We start from the raw sequence: 20,640 nt of genomic DNA, 5'->3' as shown, positions 1-20,640 counted from the left end.
CCCCGAAGACGTTAAGGGCCGCATCCGGCGACGGGTGCGGCCCTTTTCTTTTGCGGGCCTCGAAATCGCACCGGTTCCGCACTAAATGGCCGCGATGACCTTGGTCGAAGATTTCTGCCCCGTTCCCGACATCGCCCGCACCGACATGGATGCGGCGATCGAGAGCGCGCGGGCGGCGGTCGGCTTGCCGGTCGGCGCGCGCGTGGTGGCAGCCATGTCAGGTGGAGTGGATTCCACCGTCGTCGCGGCCCTGCTGCATAAGGCGGGCTACGACGTCGTCGGCGTGACGCTGCAGCTCTACGACCACGGCGCGGCGTTGAAGAAGAAAGGCGCCTGCTGCGCGGGCCAGGACATTCACGACGCCCGTCTGGCCGCCGACATGATCGGCATTCCGCACTACGTCTTGGACTATGAGAGCCGGTTCAAGGATGCGGTCATCGACCAGTTCGCCGACAGCTATCTGAAGGGCCAGACGCCGGTCCCCTGCATCCGCTGTAATCAGACCGTCAAGTTCCGCGACCTGCTGGACGTGGCGCGCGACCTGGGCGCCGAGGCGATGGCCACGGGTCACTACGTCCGCCGCGCCGTCGCCGGAAACCGCTCGCAGATGCGCAAGGCGATCGACCATTCGCGAGACCAGTCTTACTTCCTGTTCGCCACGACCCAAGACCAGCTGGACTATCTGCGCTTCCCCCTGGCCGATCTGGAAAAGCCACAGGTGCGCGGCGTCGCCGCCGCACTGGGCCTGAAGATCGCCGCCAAGCCGGACAGCCAGGATATCTGTTTCGTGCCTTCCGGCGACTATCGCACCCTGATCGACCGCCTGCGTCCGCAAGGGCGGGAGGCCGGTGAGATCGTGCATATGGACGGCCGTGTGCTGGGACAGCATGCGGGCATCACGGACTACACGATCGGGCAGCGCCGCGGCTTGAACGTTGCCGTGGGCGAACCGCTGTTCGTGACCAGGCTGGAGCCCGAAACCCGTCGCGTCATCGTCGGCCCGCGTGAAGCCCTGCTGACCGCCTCTCTGACTTTGGAAGAAACCAACTGGCTGGGCGACGAGGCCACCATCGTCGAGGCGGCCGAGACCAACATCCCCGTCCTGGCCCGTGTCCGCTCGACTCGCCAGCCCTCGCCAGCCCGCCTCGCCCTGATCGATGGCGATATCCGTGTCGTCTTCGACGAGGGCGAAGAGGGCGTCGCACCAGGCCAGGCCTGCGCCCTGTACGATCCGACGGACAGCGAACGCGTCCTGGGCGGCGGCTTCATCCGCGACACGACGGCGGTCGCCGTTTAACGACGCTCCGGGCGATTGTGGAGACAGTGTGGAGCTGTAGTGGAAAAAGATTGCAGACTTCTCGCCGCGCCAGACATCAAAGATGCACCGGGCTGTTGCACGGCTGTAAACTGCGCATCGCAATGACGGCGTAATCCCCGCCCCGACTAAGCAGGGGATAAAAATGCATCGTCAGACCAAACTGCGCCTTCAGCTGCTGCTGGGGACCGCCCTTCTCGCCGCGCCCGTTTCCGTCTTCGCCCAAACCGCGCCGGTCCAGACCGCGCCGACGGCCGCCAGCGCCGAGCCGGCCGGTCTTGACGACATCGTCGTGACCGCCACCAAGCGCGAAACCAACCTGCAAGACACGCCGATCTCGATCTCGGTCGTCAACGCCGAAGCCTTGGCCGATCGCCACGTGCAAAGCCTGATGGATCTGGCCGACGGCAGCGTCCCCAGCCTGCGCATCGCCACCTTCGAGGCCCGTCAGTCCGCCCTGACCATCGGCATCCGCGGCATCGTGCCGAACGACGCCAACCAGCCCGCCCGCGAGCAGGGCGTCGGCGTCTATGTCGACGGCGTTTATCTGGCCCGCCAGCATGGCCTAGCCGCCGCCCTGCTCGACATCGAGCGCGTCGAAGTCCTGAAGGGTCCGCAAGGCACCCTGTTCGGCCGCAACACCGAAGGCGGCGCCCTGTCGCTGGTGACCAAGAAGCCCACGGGCGTGTTCGGCATGCGCGCCATCGCCGGCGTGGGCAATCTCGAGTCCTACAACTCCGAACTGCACGTCGACTTCCCCGCTCTCGGCGACTTCGCCTTCAAGGTCGACGGCATCATTTCGGTCCAGGGTCCGGTGACCGAGAACATCCTGCCGGGACAGACGGGCTTTGGCGAGTATGACCGTCGGGGCCTTCGTTTCCAGACTCGCTGGACGCCCGCCGAAAACTTCACCGCCACCCTGGCGGCGGACATCAGCAAGGACAAGAACACCCCGTTCTACAGCCAGCTGCTGAACTTCAACCCGAACGGCCTGACCGTCGTGCCATTCACCTCGGCTACGGTTCCCTCGGGCAGCATCCGCGCCCTTTCTCCCCTGGTGCAGGTCGAGGGCTCCAACCGCATGACGCAGGCCGACATCGGCGTGCCTCAGCAGTTTAGCGTCGACGACACGCGCGGCATGGACCTACACTTGTCGTATCGCCCGACCGACTCGCTGGAAATCCGCTCGATCACGGCCTACCGCGACCTGGACGTCGAACAGTACGACAACATCGCCGGCGCCCACCGTCCGCCGGTCGTCGGCCCGAACGGCCGCTTCAGCCGATATTCGCTGGCCGGCTTCTGGCAGCATCAGTTCAGCCAGGAACTGCAGGCCGTCGGTTCGCTGGGCGACAGCATCGACTATGTCGGCGGCGTCTTCTACTTCAAGGAAACGGTGTCCGACGACGCCGCCACGCCCTCGACCAACCAGTGGAACTCCGACGGCACGGGCTACACCATCCTGGACCCCACCCCGACGATCCGCGGCTTCCGCTCGCTGGACCGCAAATCGACCGCACACTCGGAATCCAAGGCCATCTACGGCCAGGCCACCTGGACCCCGGCCAGCATGGACGCCCTGCACCTGACGGTCGGCGGCCGCTACACCTGGGACGACAAGGACGGCAAGCTGGAGGTCGTCAATAACGCCGCGACCAACCTGACCTTCAGCTCCAAGGTCGATCGCTTCGACCCGCTGGTCACCCTGGCCTATGACGTCAGCAACAACATCAACGTTTACGGTAAGTATTCGACCGGCTACCGCGCCGGCGGCGCCTCCTCGCGCTCGCTGACCTACCGCTCGTTCGATCCCGAAGAGGTCAAGGCCTACGAAATCGGCCTGAAGAGCGACCTGTTCGACCGCCGCGTCCGCTTCAATGCGGCCGTCTACGCCATGGACCGCACCGACAGCCAGATCGACTTCAGCCTGGTCACCGTCCAAGGCGCCTCAACCCGAAACACGCTGGAAACGATCAACGCCCCGGGCACCACTAAAATCCGCGGCGTGGAGCTGGAAGGTCAGTTCCGGGCGACCGACAATCTGACCCTGTCGGCTTCTTACGCCTATACGGACGCTAAGGTGCCGGACACGGTCAACCCGTTCAACGGCCAGGTGCAGCAGGTCTTCATCGCCTATACGCCTGAGAACGCCGGCAGCGTCGCGGCCGACTGGAACTCGCCCTTCATGGGTGCGACCTTGAAGGCGCACATCGACGCCAACTACGCCGATGCGGCCCACAGCTTCGAGCAGTTCGCCATCAAGGCCGACTCGTCCTTCGTTGTGAACGCCCGCATCGCCATCGCCGACATCACGACCCGCGACGGCGGTCCGCTGCTGGAAGTGGCCCTGTGGTCGCGCAACCTGCTGGACGAGACCTACGTCTACCGTCGCGATCCGTCGAACCGGAACACCCTGGGCGACTACGGCAACTTCAACAATCCACGCACCTTCGGCATCGAACTGCGCGCGTCCTACTAAGCGTTCCTCCCGAACGACCGACTGGCCCCCTTCCGCCTTGGCGGGAGGGGGTTTTTCTTCGTCTGCGTGAAGGCTCTGCGACGGCGATATGAAACTTCACCGCAGCCGTCCGGTTTTGCTGGACGACGCGACGATCTGGCGCGATGGCGGCTTTCGGAGACGCCATGAGCAGCCTGATCCTGATCGCCGATGACGCCGCCGAGGGCGTCGAAATCCTGGACGCCGCCCTGCGTCGGGACGGCTTTCGCACCGTCGTCGCCGCCGACGGCCAGCAGGCTGCCGACCTGCATGCGTCGCTCAAGCCCGATCTCGCCCTGCTCAGCGTCCGCCTGCCCGTGCGCGACGGCTGGGATGTGCTGGGCGAACTGCGTCGGCGCGGCGAAACGCCCGTCATCATGGTCGGCGAGCGGGACGAGGCCGCAGACAAACTGCAGGCGCTGCGGATCGGGGCGGACAACTATATCGCCAAGCCGTTCAAGCCGGCCGAGGTCACGGCCTCGATCCAGACCATCCTGCGACGCAGCGGCGGCGGTCGGGCCGCTAAGACCCTGCGCGTCGGTCCGCTGGAGGTGCAGTTGGAGAACTATCTGGCGGCGATCCTGACGCCGTCGGGCAAGCGCCGTCTGGACCTGACCCTGACGGAGTTCCGTATCCTGGCCCACATGGCCCGCACGCCCCTGCGCGTCTTCAGCCGCAGCGAGATCATGCAAGCCTGCTTCCCCAATCAGGCGGTTCTGGAGCGCACGATCGACAGCCACGTCAGCCACCTGCGCCGCAAGCTGGACGCCGCCGACGCCGCCGGACTGCTGACCAATGTACGCGGCGTCGGATACCGGCTCGAAGCCGAGGTCTGATCGCGCTCACGCCGCGACGGCATAGACCCTCAGCCGATGGCCGTCCGGATCGCCTGCCACGAAGCTGCGGACCGGCGTGGCGTTCGTGGGCGGCGTCAGAATGCGCGCGCCGCGATCCCACCAGTCGATATGCGCCTGATCCACCGCCTCGGCGCCCTCCAGCGGAAAGTCGACTTCGCATACCTCGCGCCGATCGCCGGCACGCCGCAGCAGCCCCAGCGCCCGCCCCGACGTCAGCTTGAATAAGGCCCGGTCCGGTCCCGCCATCACCGGCCGACAACCCAGCAGGTTGGCATAGAAGCGCGCGCTGATTTCCGGATCCGCGACGGCCAGAAGAATGTCCTCGATCTCGCTCATCAGCCCGGCCCTTGTGTTTCCAACACGCCGGATCCTAGCCTTCGCTGCTGCCAGTTTCCGTCAGCAGCCGTCGCCCGATCTCGATCTTTCATGCGCCTCGCGCCAAGTCTTCATCAGCGCCTGGCGACGCGTCGGATAGCGCGCCTCCATTACCTCCGCCTCGACGATGCGATCGGTGCGGAAACTGCGGAAATCACCGCGCAGTTCGCACCACGCGATCAGCAATCGCACCCGGTCGAAGAAGGCCAGGGCGAACGGCCAGACGACACGCTCCGACGCCGACCCCGCCTCGTCGCGGTAACACAGCTTCAGCCGTCGCTCCGTACGGATCGCCTTCCTGAGCAAGGCCGGATCGACCCGATCCGCCGGGAACGGCTCTCCCGGCACCACCAGCAGGGCCGACGTGTCCATCTCGTCGCGCAGGTCGGGCGGCAACACCGCCGAAATCCTTCCCAGCGCCGCCAGCGCCGCATCGCGCATGCGCGGATCGGCGCGGTCCGCCACCCAACGCGACCCCAGCACCAGGGCCTCGATCTCTTCCGGTGTAAACATCAGCGGCGGCAGCATGAAGCCCGGCTTCAACACATAGCCGACCCCCGCCTCCCCCTCGATCGTCGCCCCTTGCGCCTGCAGGCTGGCGACGTCGCGGTAGAGCGTCCGCAGACTGACGCCCATCTCCTCGGCCAACACCTGCCCGCTCACCGGCCGACGATGCCGCCGCAGCACATTCAACAGATCGAGGAGGCGTTCGGAGCGTGACACCTTGCGATCCTAGCAGCCCTGCTGCCAGAAAGCGTCAGTAGGAATGGGCCTAGGCCGCTTCCTTGGGCATCACATCGCCGACTGTCGGCCGGTTCTCCGCGCGGGTCAGGGCGATATCTCTGGGTTTGACGATTTCGCCGCAGCAGCCGCACGCGATGCGCGGGGTCAGAGAATGGCCGCAGGTCTTGTGGACCATGTCGATGCCGCTGTCGGCGTCGCCATAGACGTGCTTGTTGCCCCAGCCGTGCAAGGTCACCAGAACGCCGTACAGATCCTTGCCCTTGGCGGTCAGGACATATTCGTTGCGCGGCGGGCGTTCGGAATACAGGCGCGGCTCCAGCACGCCGTGCTGGACCAGGCTTTTGAGCCGTGCGGCCAGGACGTTGCGCGCCACGCCCAGATTGTCTTGCCACTGTTCGAACCGGCTGACCCCGTTGAAGGCGTCGCGAATGACCAGCAGGGTCCAGGGATCGCCAATCACCTCAAGCGTGGCGGCGATGGAGCAGCTTTGGCGGCTGTAGTCGGCGGTGCGTCCCATAGGCGCGAAAGTGACGCCGCGTCAGGCGTTTGGCAAGGGTTGCAAATCCGAACGCTCCACGTCAGTTTTGTTTCGCAACGGACGTGCGGGCCTCTCGGGTCGCCGCCTTGTTCCTTGGACTTTGGCGGGAGATCTTCATCAGGTCTTCCGCCGCTTCTTCGCCTGACGCAGGATTGCGCAATGACGCCGCCCATTTCCCTCGATGCCGCCCTTACCTTCCAGGTTCTCGATGACGGCGGTCTGTCCGCGCCCGTGCCGGGTCATTTCTCGAATGGCCCATCGAGCATGGCGCCAGAGCAGGGCTTTCCGTTCGGCGGGCTGCTGGCGGCCCTCTGCGCTCAGTCGATGCGACAGGGACTGGCGCTGACCGCGTCCCTTCGGACCCTGTCGGTCCAATATCTGTCAGCGGCAAGGTTCGGCGAACAGGTCGCCTTTCGCCCTCGCCTGCTGCGCGGCGGCCGAAACGTTCTGTATGCCGCGGTCGAGGCCGAGCAGGACGGGCGAATGACCCACCACGCCACCGGCACCTATGGGCTGGACGCCGCGCCGGCACCGCTGACGCCGTTGCACACGCCGCCCCCGCCGCTGGATAGGTTGGACCCGAAGGCCACGATACGCGGGCCGATGTCGCCGCACTTCGCCCAGCACGTTGAATATCGCTTCGACGGCGGCCCCAACATTCTGGGCGGCAATGAGGGCAAGCCGGTGATCGAGCGCACCTGGATGCGGATGGCCGACGGCCGGCCCTTGGATGAGGTGGGCCTGTGCTACCTGCTGGATGCGCTGTATCCGCCCGCCTGGACCGCGTCCAAGACCCCGGCCGCCATGACCACGGTCGATCTGCGCATCGACATCCTGACCGATCCAACGCCCCAGACCGCGCCGGACGGCTGGGCCTTCTTCGAGTTCAGGATGCTGGACCTCGGCCTGGGCTGGACGGTGGACGAGGCGATCGCCTGGGGCGCTGATGGAACGCCGCTGGCCCTGTCGCGCCAGCGGCGCAAGCTGCTGCCGCAACGTCCCGCCTGAAGTCAGCCCTCATTCATCATTATCGACGACTATTCCAAATCTCTGGAGAGTCGCCCATGCGTCGTCGAAATCGCCTCGTTTCCGTATCCCAAGCCGTCGTTGTGCTGGGCGGTTGTCTGATGCTGCAGGGCTGCCTTGTCGGCGCCGTCGTTGGCGGGACCGCTGCGGTCGTCGGCGGGACGGCGAAAGCCACCGGCGCGGTCGTCGGCGCCGGCTTCGATGCCGTCACCACCTCGGACGAGGAAACCAAACTGCGTCGCGAGCGTGAACAGCGCGACTATGAACGCGAACAACGCCGCTGCGAACAGCGCCAGCGTCAGGGCAAACGCTGCTAGATCAGAGACTTAGAACGCACCGCTCGTTGATCGTCGGCCGCGCCACCTGAATTCGGCAAAGGCCCGGCCACTCGGGTTTCAGCGTCTTGGCGAACCACAGGCACAGGTTTTCCAGACTGGGCAGCTCCAGTCCTTCGTGTTCGTTCAGCATGCCGTGATCCAGCGTCTCGGCCGCCGCCTTCAGCGCGCGGTCCAGCGCGCCCAAATCCGCGACCCAGCCGTGTTCGACGTCCAGGACCTCGGACCGCACCGTCGCTTCGACCGTGAAGGAATGGCCGTGGACGCGGCGATAGATGCTGCCCTCGGGCTCGTTCGGGAAGTGGTGGGCGGCGTCGAAGGTCGCCTGTTTGGTGATCTCGAAGACAGGCATTAGCGGACGCCGATGTATTTGTGGGTCTGGACGCTCAGGCGCCACTGCGGGTGGGTCAGGCAGTATTCGATGGCGGCGGCGGTGTTTTGCACTTGGTCCGGACCGTCCATCGGCTGAAGCCAGAACCGTTCGAAATCCAGATGCTCGAACCGATCCGGCATGGCCTTGGGCTGGGGGAAGACCAGCTTCAGCTCGGCCCCGCGCGCCTGCACCACATCCGCATCAGCCTTTGGACTGATGCAGATCCAGTCAACGCCGTCTGGCGCTGCAATCGTTCCGTTCGACTCGATGGCGATCTCGAAACCGCGCGCATGCAGCGCGTTGATCAGCGGCGCATCCAACTGCAGCAAGGGCTCTCCGCCGGTGCAGACCACCAGCTTCGGATCGCCTTCACGCCCACGCCACATCGCCGCGACGTGATTGGCCAGCAGGTCCGGCGTGGCGAACTTGCCGCCTCCGTCGCCTTCGACGCCGACAAAGTCGGTGTCGCAGAAGGTGCAGACGGCGCTGGCCCGATCCTGCTCGCGACCGCTCCACAGATTGCAACCGGCGAACCGCAGGAAGACCGCCGGCCGCCCCGCCTGTCCGCCCTCGCCCTGAACCGTCAGGAACACTTCCTTGGCCGAATAGGTCATCGCCCCGACGCCCATTCGTCATAACCGGCCGCGCGCAGTTCGCAGGCCGGGCAAGACCCGCAGCCATAGCCCCAGGCATGTCGATGCGTCCGGTCGCCCTGATAGCAGGTATGGCTATCCTCGATGATCAGATCGATCAGCCTGTCGCCGCCGATCCTGTCCGCAAGGTCCCAGGTCTGGGCCTTGGTCAACCACATCAGGGGCGTGTCGATGACGACTGGCTTATCCAGCCCCAGCGACAGCGCCTGCGCCATCGCCTCCATCGTCTCGTGACGACAGTCCGGATAACCCGAGTAGTCCGTCTCGCACATGCCGCCGACCAGGACTTCCAGCCCACGCCGATCCGCCAGCGCCGCAGCAGCGACCAGGAAGATCAGATTGCGTCCCGGCACGAAGGTCGTCGGCAGGCCGCGCGCGCCCATTTCGATCTTGCGGTCGGCGGTCAGGGCGCTCTCGGCGATCCGGCCGTATCCGGTCAGGTCCACCACATGGTCATCGCCCAGGCGATCGGCCCACTGCGGCAGGGCCGTCTTCATTCCGTCGCGCACCGCCTGACGGGCCTGCATCTCCACCAGATGGCGCTGGCCATAGTCGAACCCGACCGTCTCCACTCGCTCGAACCGCTCCAGCGCCCAGGCCAGGCAGGTCGCGCTGTCCTGGCCGCCGGAGAACAGAACCAGGGCCGTCTTGCTAGCGGTGGGGGAGGTCTTTTCCAGGATGACGCTCATGACAAATCTGCGGTCGGCCGGTCGGCCGCGCGCATGCACAAAGGGATGGAGACCCAGATGGGTCGGGCGGGCCTCTTACACCAGACCCCGCCCGTGAGCAAAAAAGGCGAATTTGCGTCTTGGAAGATACAGCTTAACCAATCCGCAAGCGATTTCGGCTTTTACTCACAATGAGTAGGAGTTCCAGGCAGTATGCCGACCATCGAGACCCTTTCCGAGCGTCCAAAGCCGGTTGCGCCGACGACTCTCGGCTGCGAGGTTCTGGCGCGTTTTGAATGCGAACCAGATACGCTGGTTATTCCCGTGGTCGATGGCGATCGCCCCGTCGGCCTAGTCGAACGCACCGCCTTCCTTCAGAAAATCGCCGCCCGCTTCGGCCACGCCCTTTACGATCTGCGCCCCATCACCTTCGCCATGGACCCCGAGCCGGCCGTGGTCGAGGCCGGCGTCCGCATCGACGCATTTTGCGACATCATGCTGAAGGGCGGTCCGGCCGCCCTGCTGCGCGGCTTCATCGTCACCAAGAACGGCGCCTATTGGGGTGTGGGCACCGCCGCCACGCTGTTGCAGGCCGTCAACACGCGTCAGCGCGAGCAGAACGCCGAACTGGCCGAACAGGCCGCGATCCTCAGCGACACCCGCGCCCAGGCCATCGCGGCCGCCCGCGCCAAGAGCCAGTTCCTGGCCATCATGAGCCACGAACTGCGCACGCCGATGAACGGCGTGCTGGCCGTCGCCGAACTGCTTCGTCGCCAGCCGTTGAATACGGCGGCTCAGGCGCACGTCCAGACCATCGTGGACTCGTCCGAGACCCTGCTGCGCATCCTCCAGGACGCCGTCGACCTGTCCAAGGCCGAGGCCGGCGAACTGGAGCTGAAGACCGAGCCGACCGCTCTGCGCGCCGTTATGGACGACATCCAGTCGATGTGGGAGCCGCGCGCCTCGCAGGACGGCGTGACCCTGCTCGTCGGCTATGAAGGCGACACCGAACTGGCGGCCGTCATCGACGGCATGCGCCTGAAGCAGGTGTTCAACAACCTGATCGGCAATGCGCTGAAGTTCGCACGCAACGGCGTGGTCGAGGCGGGCCTCAAGGCTTGGGTCGAGGGCGACCGCATTCGTATGGAAGCCCGCATTCGCGACGACGGCCCGGGCGTCGAGCCGGAACGCGTCGATTCCATCTTCGAGCCCTTCGTTCACGGTTCCGGCCCCGACGGCGCCGGCCTGGGCCTGTCGATCTGTCGCCAAGTGATCGACCGGATGGAGGGCCGGATCTGGGCCGAGAACAACAAGGGACGCGGCGCCACCTTCGCCTTCGATCTGACAGCGCCGCGCGCGGTGGTCGAGGTGGAGGCGCAGTCCAATGTGTCGGACCTGTCGGGCCTCGACCTGAAATCCGCGCCGCACATCCTGATCGTCGACGACAACGCCACCAACCGCGTCGTCGCCCAGGCGCTGTGCGAGATGTTCGGCTGCAGTTCCGAACTGGCCGAGGACGGCCTGGAGGCGCTTCAGGCCGTTCAGGAAAGCCGCTACGACCTGGTCCTGATGGACATCAAGATGCCCCGGATGGACGGCGTTCAGGCGACGCAGGCCATTCGCGCCCTGCCCGGCGCCGTCGGCCGCGTGCCGATCGTGGCCCTGACCGCGAATGCGGACCCCGAAGACGCCAAACACTATCTCTCGATCGGCATGGCCGCCGTCGTCGAAAAGCCCATCAAGCCCGAACGCCTGCGTATGGCGATGAACGCCGCCATCTCCGCCGCTCACGAAAGCGCACAAGAGCAGGACCAATCCGGTCGCGCCGTCGCCTGATCCTCAGTCCGGACGAACGTCCAGAGCCTCTTCGTCCTCTTCGTCGTAGCCGACCAGACGCAGCGCCCTCGCCTTCTGGCCGTTGATCTCGGCCCAACGCAGCAGACCCTCTTCGCGGCCGTGGGTGATCCAGACTTCCTCTGGCCTGATCTCGGTAAAGGTCGCGGTCAGTTCGTTCCAGTCGGCATGGTCCGACACGATCAGCGGCAGTTCCACGCCGCGTTGGCGCGCCCGCGCCTTCACCCCCATCCACCCTGAAGCGAAGGCCGTGACCGGATCGGCGAACCGACGCGCCCATCGATCCTGGATGGCGGATGGCGGTGCGATAGCGACCTCGCCGCCCAGCGCATTCTTCGGCAGATCACGGGTCGGGGCCAGCGGGCCCAGATCGACCCCTTCTCTTTCGTACAGGGCGTTCAGCCGCTCCAGCGCCCCATGAACATAGATGGTGCGGTCCCATCCGGCCTCGCGCAGCAGACGGATGATCCGCTGCGCCTTGCCCAGCGCATAGGCGCCGACCAGATGCGCCCGCTCGGGAAACTGTCCCAGCGAACGCACCAGCCGCCCGACCTCCTCCTCCGCCGGCGGATGGCTGAAGACCGGCAGGCCGAACGTCGCCTCCGAGATGAAGACGTGGCAGGGCAAAGGTTCGAACGGCGCACAGGTCGGGTCGCGGCGGCGCTTATAGTCGCCGGACACGACCATGATCAGCCCCTTCCAGCGCACCTCGACCTGGGCCGAGCCCAGCACATGGCCGGCAGGCGCCAATCTGAGATCGACCCCGTTGATCGCGGTCGCCTCGCCGTATTCCACCGATTGGGGCTGCAGCGTGAAATCCGCGCCATAACGTTCAGCCATGATCGCCAGGGTCTGGCGCGTCGCGAGCACACTCCCATGACCGGCGCGCGCATGGTCGGCATGGCCGTGCGTGATGACGGCGCGATCCACCGGCCGAACCGGGTCGATGTAGAAATCTCCCGGCGGACAGTAGAGGCCGGCGGGCGTGGGATGTAGCAGGTCTTCGGGGCGAATCATCTTGCGGTAACGCTCTCGACGCCGTTGGGTCGCCGCCCCATAGAGGATGACCCCGAAAATCGGCGCAACAGGTTCAGTCCGCACGATGCACGAGAGTTTTTTGACCACCATCCTGCCGCAACTGGCCGCCGGCGCCGCCCACACCGGCGCCCTGGGCTTCACCTTCGACGGCCTGCACGATGGCCAGCCCCGTATTCGCGTGCCGTGGCGTGAGGATCTGGTCGGCGATCCCGACAGCGGCGTCTTCGCGGGAGGGCTGGTGACGACCTTGCTTGATCATATTGGCGGCCTGGCTGTGTGGACTGCGATGGACGCCTTCCAGCCCATCGCCACCCTGGATTTGCGCGTCGACTACATGCGCGCCGCTAGGCCGCGTCAGGACCTGCTGGCGCAGGGCCTATGTTTTCGACTGACGCCCAGCATCGCCTTCGTGCGCGCCTGGGCTTTCGAGGACGATCCCGCCGATCCGGTCGCCGCAGCGCAAGCCGCCTATATCCTCAACCAGACCCCCAACCGGGCGCCCCATGCAGAAGGAGCGGCGGCATGACCGACATCCTGAACCGCATGCCGTACGCTCGCTTTCTTGGCCTTCAGACCTTGGTCAGCGGCGACGAAGTTACCGTCATCATGCCCTTCGACGACAAGCTGATTGGCAATCCGATGCTGCCCGCCCTGCACGGCGGATCGACGGCCGCCCTTCTGGAAATGACGGCGATGGCTCAGGTTGCGCTCAGCTTTCCTGGTCCGCGACTGCCTCGCCCGATCAATGTCACGGTCGCCTATCTGCGCACCGGCAGACCGATCGACGTCTTCGCGCGTGCTCGCATCAGCCGGGCGGGTCGTCGCGTCGCCCATGTGCATGCAGAGGCTTGGCAGGAAGAACGTCAACAGCCGATTGCGTCTCTCACCGCCCACTTCCTACTGGACAACCAGGACTGATCACTGCGCCCTAGCGTGCTGATTCGCGCCGACTTCTTGCTCTCGTTGGGTTTCAACGCCGTGCTTACGGCGGCGCTTCAACGCGCGATTGCCGATATGGTAAAGATTGCTCTACCAAACAGGGTTAAGACGTGATAACCATACGGTTCTTGTAAACCTGTCTTTGAGGGGCTTTCATGGACCGCACTGAAGTCGTCACCAGCGTTGCTGGCGATCTGCATGCTACCGAACTCGCGATCGACGCCGCGATCACCCAGGCGACCACGCTGGTTCAATCCTTCATCGGCGCTCGCGCCGCTCTGTCGCTGTCGCCGGTCTCCGGCACAATGTCGCAAGCCAAGGCCATGGAAACGATCGCCGCCCTCTCGGCTGCGCGTGAGTCCATCGTGGCCTGCCACGCCGAACTGCAAAAAGATCACCGCCGCCTCGGCTTCGGCACCTACGCGGCCGGCCCGGTCGCCAAGCCCGACGATTGGTGGGAAGACAAGCCCGTCAAAGGCCATCTTCGCGTCGCGTGAATTGTTGGTAAGCTTCACTGAACGAGATTTCAGTCGAAGCTAAATTCGGTCATTATCGCCCTCGCGCATTCTCGCGCGGGGGCGATTTGTCATGTTGAATATCGTCTACGCGATTATTGGCGCCGTCTTCATGGTCGGCATGGCGCTATTCGCCTTTCTCAAAGGCGGCCGTTCCGAGCGGATAGGTGCGGGCGCCTATCTGTTTGCTTGGTTTGCGACCATTGTGATGCAAGAAGGTAGCGGCTTCAGAGGCGTTCCATTGGGATTGTTTCTGATCGACATTTCGCTGCTCTGCATTTTCGCGGCGATCGCCTGGCGGCACCGGCAGTCTTGGCCGGTTTGGGCTAGCGGCCTACAACTCATTGTTGTGATGGCTCATATCATGGCGCTTACTGGCCAGGCAGTGTCTGCATCGTCACTTTATACGATCATGAATTTCACAGGTTACCTTATCATCGTGTGCATCATCATAGGCACGTTCTACGCTTGGCAGGAGCGTCGAGCGGCTGAGCTGATAGGTAGAAATTCCTAGCATCTGATCGTATGCTGGCGGCGAATCGGTCGCTGGAATCTCATGCCGCTATCCCACGCCAAGCTCTGGAAGGCCGTCGACGCCTTGGCGCGGCGTGAGGGTCTAACACCGTCGGGCTTGGCGCGACGGGCCGGTCTGGATGCGACGAGTTTCAATCCCTCTAAACGCTTCGGGCCCGGCGATCCCCCGCGTCCACGCTGGCCATCGACCGAGAGCATGACGCTGGTGCTTCAGGCGACGGGCTTGTCGCTATCGGAGTTTGCGGTGTTGGCCGAAGACGCGCCGGAGGCGCCAACCAGCGTGCCCTTGCTGGGTCTCGCCAAGGCGGGTCAGGACGGTTTCTTCGACGACGCCGGCCTGCCGGTCGGTGAAGGTTGGGATCAGACCGACCTGCCCCGCGCCAAGGACACCCTGTTCAGCCTTCAGATCACCGGCGATTCGATGTCGCCCCTCTATCGCGAAGGCGACCGCGTCATCGTGGATCAAGAAGCGACGCAGGTACGGCGCGGCGACCGCGTCGTCGCCCGCCTGACCAGCGGAGAAACCGTGGCCAAGGAGGTTACCAGCCTGACCAGCCGCGCCGTCACCTTGGCCTCGATCAATCCCGACTATCCGCCAAGGGTCGTGCCCCGGCGCGAGATCGAATGGATGGCCCGCATCCTCTGGGTCAGCCAGTAACGCGCACAGCAAAAACCCCGCCCGGCGAACCGGACGGGGCTTTCGATGGACGGCAAACTGAACTCAGTTGGCCGTGACGTAGTGGGCGTTCACCCAACCGCCGCCCGCGATCTGCACCCACTCGCCTTGCGAACTGATGGCGGTGAAGGGCTGGCCGGCCGACAGCGTGCCGGCTTGGCGATAGTTGGTGCCGGGGCCGCTGCGGATGCGCAGGTTCGAAGAAGCGCGATATTGAGCGCCGCTGGAGGCCGATGCAGCGCGGGCGCGCTGCTGGTTGCAGCCGATATAGGAACCGGCGGCGGCGCCGGCGCCCGCGCCGACGATGGTGCCGGCCGTGCGCTCGTTGCGGGCGAGGTTCGAGCCCACCACGCCGCCGACGACGGCGCCGATCAGAGCGCCCGCACGTTGGCGACCGCCCGGGGCGTCGCAGTTGGTCACGCCATTGGCCTGAGCCTGGGCGGACATCGGGGCGGCGATCACCATGGCGGCCAAGGCGGCAGCGGTGGCCAGACCGGTCTTGAAAATCTTGTTCGACATAACTCTTCTCCTGTCAGCGCGTTTGCCGATGAAGGGAGAATGCACGGACGAACCTGAAGGCTCCCGGAGCTTCGCCGTTATTTTCCGTTCATCTTGGCTATGCGCGCAGACTGGCGGCGGGCGACAAATCGCCTGGCGACATTGATGTCGCGTTCGATGAAGTGTTTCCGGCGCACGAACTGGAAGTCCAGCACGCGCGCCCACAGATGGAGCATGCGGTCGTTTGTCACGAAGACCGTCACCGCCTCGACGGATGGTGGCGGCCCCCAGGCCTCAGCCAGCTTCGCCAGATGCTGGACGGTGGCGTCGTCGGTCATGGGTTCGCATTCGACGATCCAGTCCCAGCTGCAGAGCTCGGGCCTTTGCGTGATCAGATCGACCGTCGCTTTCAGCACGCGGTCGGCGGATCCGGCCGAGACCAGGTCGAGCATCAGGACCCTGTTCGCCTCGTCGATCTCGTAACGCAACCTCGCCTCCCCGGCTACGTCCCTTCAGGCTGGCATCACGCAACAACCCTGACGCAAGGTCAAGGTTGCACCAGTTCTCCGTTTGCGCCCGCCTCGATCAGGGCGATCGTCTGCGGCAGGCCGTAGATAGCGGCGAACGAACCGAAGCGCGGCCCCTGGCTGGCGCCCAGCAACACCTCGTAGAGCGCGCCGAACCACGCCCGCAGCGGCTCGAACGCATGCGCCTTGCCGACCGCATAGACCTCGTTCTGGATCAGTTCGCCATCGGTGGTGTCGGCTGGGAGGGCCTTCAGCCGTTCGGCCAAGTCCAGCAGCGCCGCCTTCTCCTTGTCATCCGGCAGGCGATAGGACTTCGAGGGCTTCACGAAGTCCTCGTAGTAGTTCAGCGCGTGGTCCATCAGCCGGTCCAGCAGCGGCTCGTTCTGCGGCGTCGCGTCAGGCAGGTATTTGGCGAAATAGGCCCACAGCTGGTCCTTGGTCGAGGCGTTGGCCACGCCGACCAGGTTCAGCAGCAGGGCGAAGGACACCGGCGACGTGTGGGTCGGCGGATCGCCCGCATGGATCGACCAGACGGCGTTGTCGATCCGCTTGGCCGGCTCCTGGGTCTTGTAGCTTTCGATGAATGCCAGATAGTCGTCGATGGCGCGCGGAATGACGTTGAAGTGCAGGCTTTTGGCCGACTTCGGCGACTGGAACATGTACCACGACAGGCTCTCGGGCGTGCCGTAGCGCAGCCACTCGTCCATCGTCAGGCCGTTACCCTTGGACTTGGAGATCTTCTTGCCCTCGATGTCGAGGAAGAGCTCGTAGTTGAAGCCCTCAGGTGGGGTGCCGCCCAGGGCGCGGCAGACCTTGGAGCTTTCGCGCACGCTCTCGATCAGGTCCTTGCCCGACATCTCGTAGTCGATGTCCAGCGCGACCCAGCGCATGGCCCAGTCGGGCTTCCATTGCAGCTTCACATGGCCGCCCGTGACCGGCACCTCGGTTCGGTTGCCCGGTTCGCCGGCGGGGTCTTCGAAGGTAATCGTGCCCTTCTCGACGTTGCGCGCCAGGGTCGGGACCTGCAGCACATGGCCGGTGATCGGGCTGACGGGCAGGAAGGGCGAATAGGTGGCGCGGCGCTCCTCGCCCAAGGTCGGCAGCATGATGGCCTGGACCGCGTCGAACCGTTCCAGAAGCGTCAGCAGCGTCGCGTCAAACCGGCCCGACTTGTAGGTCTCGGTCGATGACATGAACTCATAGTCGAAGCCGAAGCTGTCGAGGAAGGCGCGCAGGCGGGCGTTGTTGTGCGCGCCGAAGCTGTCGTGGGTGCCGAAGGGATCGCGCACCCGCGTCAGGGACAGATGCAGGTCCTCGCGCAGCATCTCGGGGTTCGGGACGCCCTCCGGCACCTTGCGCAGGCCGTCCATGTCGTCGGAGAAGGCGATCAGGCGCGTGGGCCAGTGGTCGCCGGTCAGGGCGCGAAAGGCGTTGCGCACCATGGTCGTGCGGGCGACCTCGCCGAAGGTGCCCATGTGCGGCAGGCCCGACGGGCCATAGCCGGTCTCCAATATCACCGGGCGCTGCAAGGCGGGAAAGGCCGCCAAGGCTTCATCCGCCTTGCCGGCGTCGATCAGGGCGCGCGCTTCGGCTCGCTCGGTCTCGCCCAGCCGTTTCTTCAGAACATGAGCCAGCAGGTTGCGGGCTTGTTCGAAGGGCCAGGACTTGGCCTCGCGGGCGAGGGTTTCGAGGTTCTGAAGCATGGCGGCGGTTTGCAGTCTGCATCCCGCCCGGTCAACCGCGATCAGGCTTTGGCGGCGATTACGATGATCTCGACCTTGTAGTCGGGCGACGCGAGCCGGCTTTCGCCCGTGGCGCGAGCAGGCGGGTTGGCGGTGTCGACCCAGGCGTCCCAGACGCCGTTCATCGCCTCGAAGTCGGCGATGTCGGCCAGCCAGATCTGGGCCATCAGGATCTTGGACTTGTCGCTGCCGGCTTCGGCCAGCAGGGCCTCGATCTCGGCCAGCGCCGTTCGGGTCTGCGTCGCCACGTCGTCGCCGGGTTCGCCGACCTGGCCCGACAGATAGATGGTCTCGCCGTGGACGACGGCCTCGCTCATGCGGGCGCCGGGCTGGATGCGGGTGATCATGGGCGGGGGTCCTTCGAAAACGTCCCTCACCTATCGCCGCCAGGGCCCGGCTGTCGAGCGGCTAGCGGCGGTTGAACCGTGAAACGGTCAGGCCGACAACTAAAGCGCCGGCGCCGACGATCAGGGCGTCCTCGATCAGGCCGCTCTTGGTCTGGCCGATGCGGGCCATGGCCTTCTTGCGGCCCGAGAGGGTCAGATAGGCCAGCGGCACGGCCGTGCCGACCGCCAGGCCGGCGCCCAGCTTCTCCTTGCCACGCGGGGCCAGGGCGGCGCCGGCGATGCCCGCGCTCATGACCCGCGCCAATAGGCCGAGGAAGACGGTGCGATCGGGCGCGGTCTTCATCTTGTCGCCCAGCAGTTCGCCGACGCCCATGGCCAGGGCGCCGAACTTGAACAGCGGCCGGTTCAGCAGGAAGACGCGGCCGGGCAAGGGCTTGTGCGCCAGTTCGGCAGTGGCGAGGGCCGCCATCGGGGTCATGGAACGGGCGCTGGCGACAGCGCCGATGAGGGCGGACGGGAGGAGGTCGAGGGCTTTCATGCCGCCACAACACCCGACCGGGGCGGAAGGTTCAGCCCGTTTCAGCCGCGGGCCGCCAGGACATTGCGGATCGCCAGGCTGGAGTGGATGCGCGACACGCCCGGCAGACGCGACAGGACGTCCTTGTGGATCACCTCATAGGCGGCGATGTCGGGCGCGACCGCGCGGACGATGTAGTCGGCCTCGCCCGCCATCAGATAGCAGTCGCGGATTTCCGGGTGGTTGCGGACGGCCGCCTCGAACCGGCGCATGTGGTCGTCAGTCTGCTTCTCCAGCGTGATCTCGACATAGGCGACGACGCCGTCGTCGCTGTCGTTGGCCAAGACGGCGGCATAGCCCCGGATCACCCCGCGCTCTTCCAGCCGGCGCACGCGCCGCAGGCAGGCGGAAGGCGACAGACCGACGGCGGAGGCCAGGTCCGCATTGCTGATGCGCCCATCGGCGCGGAGCCGTTGAAGGAGGCGTTGGTCGAGGGGATCAAGCAGGGACACAAGTTTCCGCCATTCAGCCGCAGATTATTGCGTCACACTTCTATCAGCGACCAATCATTGTGCAAACAGGCAGGATCGTCGACCCATGCGGCGCTAGCTTGCGGCGAATAACAACAGTGGGCTTGGGAACGTCACATGCGGGTTCTGGTGCTTGGGTCGGGCGTCATCGGCGTCACCACCGCCTGGTATCTCAGCCAGGCCGGGCATGAGGTCACGGTGGTGGATCGGCAGGCCGGTCCGGCGCTGGAAACCAGCTTCGCCAACGCCGCGCAGATTTCGCCGGGCTATTCCGCGCCCTGGGCCGCGCCGTCGATCCCTGTCAAGGCGATGAAGTGGCTGCTGATGCGCCACGCCCCGCTGATCGTGCGCCCGCGTCTGGACATGGCCATGGTGCGCTGGACCGTCGCCATGCTGCGCAACTGCACCCATGAACGCTATGCGCTGAACAAGAGCCGGATGGTGCGTCTGGCCGAATACAGCCGCGACCAGATCGACCTGCTGCGCCGCGAGACCGGCATCACCTATGACGGTCGCCAGCAGGGCACGCTGCAGTTGTTCCGCACGGAAAAGCAGCTGGCCGACGTGCACAAGGACGTCGATGTGTTGAAGGCCGCCGGCGTGCCGTGCGAGGTGCTGGACCGCGCGGGCTGTATCGCGGCCGAGCCGGGCCTGGCCGCCTCCGACGTCGATTTCGTTGGGGGTCTGCGTCTGCCGCATGACGAGACCGGCGACTGCTTCCTGTTCACCAACGCCCTGGCGAAGCTGGCGGCGGAGCGCGGCGTGGTCTTCCATACCGCAACCGACATCCATTCGATCACGATGACGGACGGTCGCGCGACCGGCGCAATGACCAGCAAGGGCGCCATGACGGCCGATCTGGTGATCCTGGCGCTCGGCTCCTATTCGCCAATGATGGCCAAGCCGCTGGGTCTGGATCTGCCGGTCTATCCGGTGAAGGGCTATTCGATCACGGCCAAGATCGTGAACGAAGACCGCGCGCCCGTCTCCACCGTCATGGACGAAAGCTACAAGGTGGCGATCACGCGCCTGGGCGACCGCATCCGCGTGGGCGGCATGGCCGAACTGTCGGGATACAACAACACGCTGCCCGCCCTGCGTCGCGAGACCCTGGCCCATTCGGTCGGCAGCCTGTTTCCGGGCGGCGGCGACCTGGCGGGGGCCAGTTACTGGTCGGGCCTGCGTCCGATGACGCCGGACGGCACGCCGGTGATCGGCGCGACCAAGGTTCCGGGGCTTTATCTGAATACCGGCCACGGCACCCTGGGTTGGACCATGGCGTGCGGCTCGGCGCGGGTTCTGGCCGACATGGTCGACGGCAAGGCGCCCGAGATCGAAACCCGCGACCTGTCGCTGAACCGCTATGGCGCCTGGGCCGGGGCGTTCGCGCCGGGCTACAGCTGAGATCAGACGTCGGCGAGGAATTTTACCGTCTAAAGTGTCTAATTCGTCTAATCGCTCGGCGGCGGGGCCTTGGGTCGCGGACGGGAATTCACCGTCTAAAGTGTCTAATTCGTCTAATCCGACGCCATCATCCGGGTG

General features: G+C 65.6%; 25 protein-coding genes. 12 read left to right on the top strand and 13 right to left on the bottom strand.

The genetic code is table 11. The features are described from left to right. Window positions 1-85: 85 nt before the first annotated feature. The 3 genes from mnmA to E4341_RS06390 all read left to right on the top strand — a co-directional run bounded on the left by mnmA (window position 86) and on the right by E4341_RS06390 (window position 4,648). On the top strand, window positions 86-1,297 hold the full coding sequence (gene mnmA / locus E4341_RS06400) for a tRNA 2-thiouridine(34) synthase MnmA (protein WP_165116010.1): 1,212 nt from the start codon (window positions 86-88) through the stop codon (window positions 1,295-1,297). A gap of 163 nt (window positions 1,298-1,460) precedes the next feature. Further along, the gene (locus tag E4341_RS06395; RefSeq protein WP_165116008.1) at window positions 1,461-3,794 is read left to right on the top strand and encodes a TonB-dependent receptor; all 2,334 of its coding nucleotides are present in this window, start codon (window positions 1,461-1,463) and stop codon (window positions 3,792-3,794) included. A 164-nt stretch (window positions 3,795-3,958) separates the two neighbouring features. After that, window positions 3,959-4,648: a response regulator gene (locus E4341_RS06390; protein WP_165116006.1), complete on the top strand. Its 690-nt coding sequence runs from the start codon at window positions 3,959-3,961 to the stop codon at window positions 4,646-4,648. A gap of 6 nt (window positions 4,649-4,654) precedes the next feature. Here E4341_RS06390 and E4341_RS06385 read toward each other — a convergent pair whose 3' ends face one another. Genes E4341_RS06385 through E4341_RS06375 form a run of 3 tightly spaced genes read right to left on the bottom strand, consistent with a single transcriptional unit; the run spans window position 4,655 to window position 6,305 of the window. Continuing rightward, entirely contained in the window at window positions 4,655-5,005 is a 351-nt protein-coding gene (locus E4341_RS06385) for a VOC family protein (RefSeq protein WP_165116004.1), read from the bottom strand. 60 nt (window positions 5,006-5,065) lie between these two features. Beyond that, window positions 5,066-5,767: a YafY family protein gene (locus E4341_RS06380; RefSeq protein WP_165116002.1), complete on the bottom strand. Its 702-nt coding sequence runs from the start codon at window positions 5,765-5,767 to the stop codon at window positions 5,066-5,068. Window positions 5,768-5,816: 49 nt separating this feature from the next. Beyond that, window positions 5,817-6,305, bottom strand: coding sequence for a helix-turn-helix domain-containing protein (locus E4341_RS06375; protein ID WP_017504587.1), 489 nt, complete (start codon window positions 6,303-6,305; stop codon window positions 5,817-5,819). Window positions 6,306-6,485: 180 nt separating this feature from the next. Here E4341_RS06375 and E4341_RS06370 point away from each other — a divergent pair, with 180 nt between their 5' ends. Together E4341_RS06370 and E4341_RS06365 are read left to right on the top strand one after the other, a co-directional pair. Beyond that, window positions 6,486-7,334, top strand: coding sequence for a thioesterase family protein (locus E4341_RS06370; protein WP_165116000.1), 849 nt, complete (start codon window positions 6,486-6,488; stop codon window positions 7,332-7,334). 56 nt (window positions 7,335-7,390) lie between these two features. Beyond that, window positions 7,391-7,669, top strand: coding sequence for a hypothetical protein (locus tag E4341_RS06365; RefSeq protein ID WP_165115998.1), 279 nt, complete (start codon window positions 7,391-7,393; stop codon window positions 7,667-7,669). A gap of 1 nt (window position 7,670) precedes the next feature. Here E4341_RS06365 and E4341_RS06360 read toward each other — a convergent pair whose 3' ends face one another. Genes E4341_RS06360 through queC form a run of 3 tightly spaced genes read right to left on the bottom strand, consistent with a single transcriptional unit; the run spans window position 7,671 to window position 9,402 of the window. Next, entirely contained in the window at window positions 7,671-8,039 is a 369-nt protein-coding gene (locus E4341_RS06360; RefSeq protein ID WP_112861642.1) for a 6-carboxytetrahydropterin synthase, read from the bottom strand. Continuing rightward, entirely contained in the window at window positions 8,039-8,674 is a 636-nt protein-coding gene (gene queE / locus E4341_RS06355; protein WP_165115996.1) for a 7-carboxy-7-deazaguanine synthase, read from the bottom strand. The genes E4341_RS06360 and queE overlap by 1 nt, the downstream gene beginning before the upstream one ends. Then, window positions 8,671-9,402, bottom strand: coding sequence for a 7-cyano-7-deazaguanine synthase QueC (gene queC / locus E4341_RS06350; RefSeq protein ID WP_165115994.1), 732 nt, complete (start codon window positions 9,400-9,402; stop codon window positions 8,671-8,673). The genes queE and queC overlap by 4 nt, the downstream gene beginning before the upstream one ends. A 192-nt stretch (window positions 9,403-9,594) precedes the next feature. Between queC and E4341_RS06345 the strand changes: the two genes are divergently transcribed. After that, complete coding sequence (locus E4341_RS06345) at window positions 9,595-11,217, top strand: response regulator (protein WP_165115992.1); 1,623 nt, start codon at window positions 9,595-9,597, stop codon at window positions 11,215-11,217. Between the two features lie 3 nt (window positions 11,218-11,220). Here E4341_RS06345 and E4341_RS06340 read toward each other — a convergent pair whose 3' ends face one another. Continuing rightward, window positions 11,221-12,252: a ligase-associated DNA damage response exonuclease gene (locus E4341_RS06340; protein ID WP_165115990.1), complete on the bottom strand. Its 1,032-nt coding sequence runs from the start codon at window positions 12,250-12,252 to the stop codon at window positions 11,221-11,223. Window positions 12,253-12,352: 100 nt separating this feature from the next. On the opposite strand from E4341_RS06340, the gene E4341_RS06335 reads away from it, so the two are divergent. From E4341_RS06335 to E4341_RS06315, 5 genes are all read left to right on the top strand, one after another. Continuing rightward, window positions 12,353-12,799 (top strand): PaaI family thioesterase, encoded by a 447-nt coding sequence (locus tag E4341_RS06335; RefSeq protein WP_240893630.1) that lies wholly within the window; start codon window positions 12,353-12,355, stop codon window positions 12,797-12,799. Next, window positions 12,796-13,191, top strand: a complete 396-nt coding sequence (locus E4341_RS06330) for a PaaI family thioesterase (RefSeq protein WP_153923570.1) — start codon at window positions 12,796-12,798, stop codon at window positions 13,189-13,191. The genes E4341_RS06335 and E4341_RS06330 overlap by 4 nt, the downstream gene beginning before the upstream one ends. A 176-nt stretch (window positions 13,192-13,367) precedes the next feature. Continuing rightward, complete coding sequence (locus E4341_RS06325; protein WP_066552012.1) at window positions 13,368-13,709, top strand: hypothetical protein; 342 nt, start codon at window positions 13,368-13,370, stop codon at window positions 13,707-13,709. Between the two features lie 91 nt (window positions 13,710-13,800). Continuing rightward, window positions 13,801-14,241 carry a hypothetical protein gene (locus E4341_RS06320; RefSeq protein WP_066552014.1) on the top strand — a complete coding sequence of 147 codons (441 nt, stop codon included), beginning with the start codon at window positions 13,801-13,803 and terminating at the stop codon, window positions 14,239-14,241. Between the two features lie 42 nt (window positions 14,242-14,283). Next, window positions 14,284-14,919, top strand: coding sequence for a helix-turn-helix transcriptional regulator (locus tag E4341_RS06315; RefSeq protein WP_017504575.1), 636 nt, complete (start codon window positions 14,284-14,286; stop codon window positions 14,917-14,919). A gap of 63 nt (window positions 14,920-14,982) precedes the next feature. Here E4341_RS06315 and E4341_RS06310 read toward each other — a convergent pair whose 3' ends face one another. From E4341_RS06310 to E4341_RS06285, 6 genes are all read right to left on the bottom strand, one after another. Beyond that, window positions 14,983-15,456, bottom strand: a complete 474-nt coding sequence (locus E4341_RS06310) for an SH3 domain-containing protein (RefSeq protein ID WP_165115986.1) — start codon at window positions 15,454-15,456, stop codon at window positions 14,983-14,985. A gap of 77 nt (window positions 15,457-15,533) precedes the next feature. After that, window positions 15,534-15,923, bottom strand: coding sequence for a hypothetical protein (locus E4341_RS06305; protein WP_165115984.1), 390 nt, complete (start codon window positions 15,921-15,923; stop codon window positions 15,534-15,536). A 59-nt stretch (window positions 15,924-15,982) separates the two neighbouring features. Beyond that, on the bottom strand, window positions 15,983-17,665 hold the full coding sequence (locus E4341_RS06300; RefSeq protein ID WP_165115982.1) for a lysine--tRNA ligase: 1,683 nt from the start codon (window positions 17,663-17,665) through the stop codon (window positions 15,983-15,985). 41 nt (window positions 17,666-17,706) lie between these two features. Further along, the gene (locus E4341_RS06295; protein ID WP_165115980.1) at window positions 17,707-18,051 is read right to left on the bottom strand and encodes a RidA family protein; all 345 of its coding nucleotides are present in this window, start codon (window positions 18,049-18,051) and stop codon (window positions 17,707-17,709) included. A gap of 61 nt (window positions 18,052-18,112) precedes the next feature. Then, a complete protein-coding gene (locus E4341_RS06290; protein ID WP_091747886.1) occupies window positions 18,113-18,589 on the bottom strand; it encodes a hypothetical protein in 477 nt (158 codons plus the stop codon). Between the two features lie 41 nt (window positions 18,590-18,630). Further along, on the bottom strand, window positions 18,631-19,080 hold the full coding sequence (locus E4341_RS06285) for an Lrp/AsnC family transcriptional regulator (RefSeq protein WP_039246401.1): 450 nt from the start codon (window positions 19,078-19,080) through the stop codon (window positions 18,631-18,633). A 135-nt stretch (window positions 19,081-19,215) separates the two neighbouring features. Between E4341_RS06285 and E4341_RS06280 the strand changes: the two genes are divergently transcribed. Next, the gene (locus tag E4341_RS06280) at window positions 19,216-20,502 is read left to right on the top strand and encodes a D-amino acid dehydrogenase (protein WP_165115978.1); all 1,287 of its coding nucleotides are present in this window, start codon (window positions 19,216-19,218) and stop codon (window positions 20,500-20,502) included. Window positions 20,503-20,640: the final 138 nt, after the last annotated feature.

It is taken from the genome of Brevundimonas sp. 'scallop' (assembly GCF_011045535.1).
Taxonomy (GTDB): Bacteria; Pseudomonadota; Alphaproteobacteria; order Caulobacterales; family Caulobacteraceae; genus Brevundimonas; species Brevundimonas vesicularis.
This window is presented reverse-complemented; position numbering and strand designations above follow the sequence as displayed.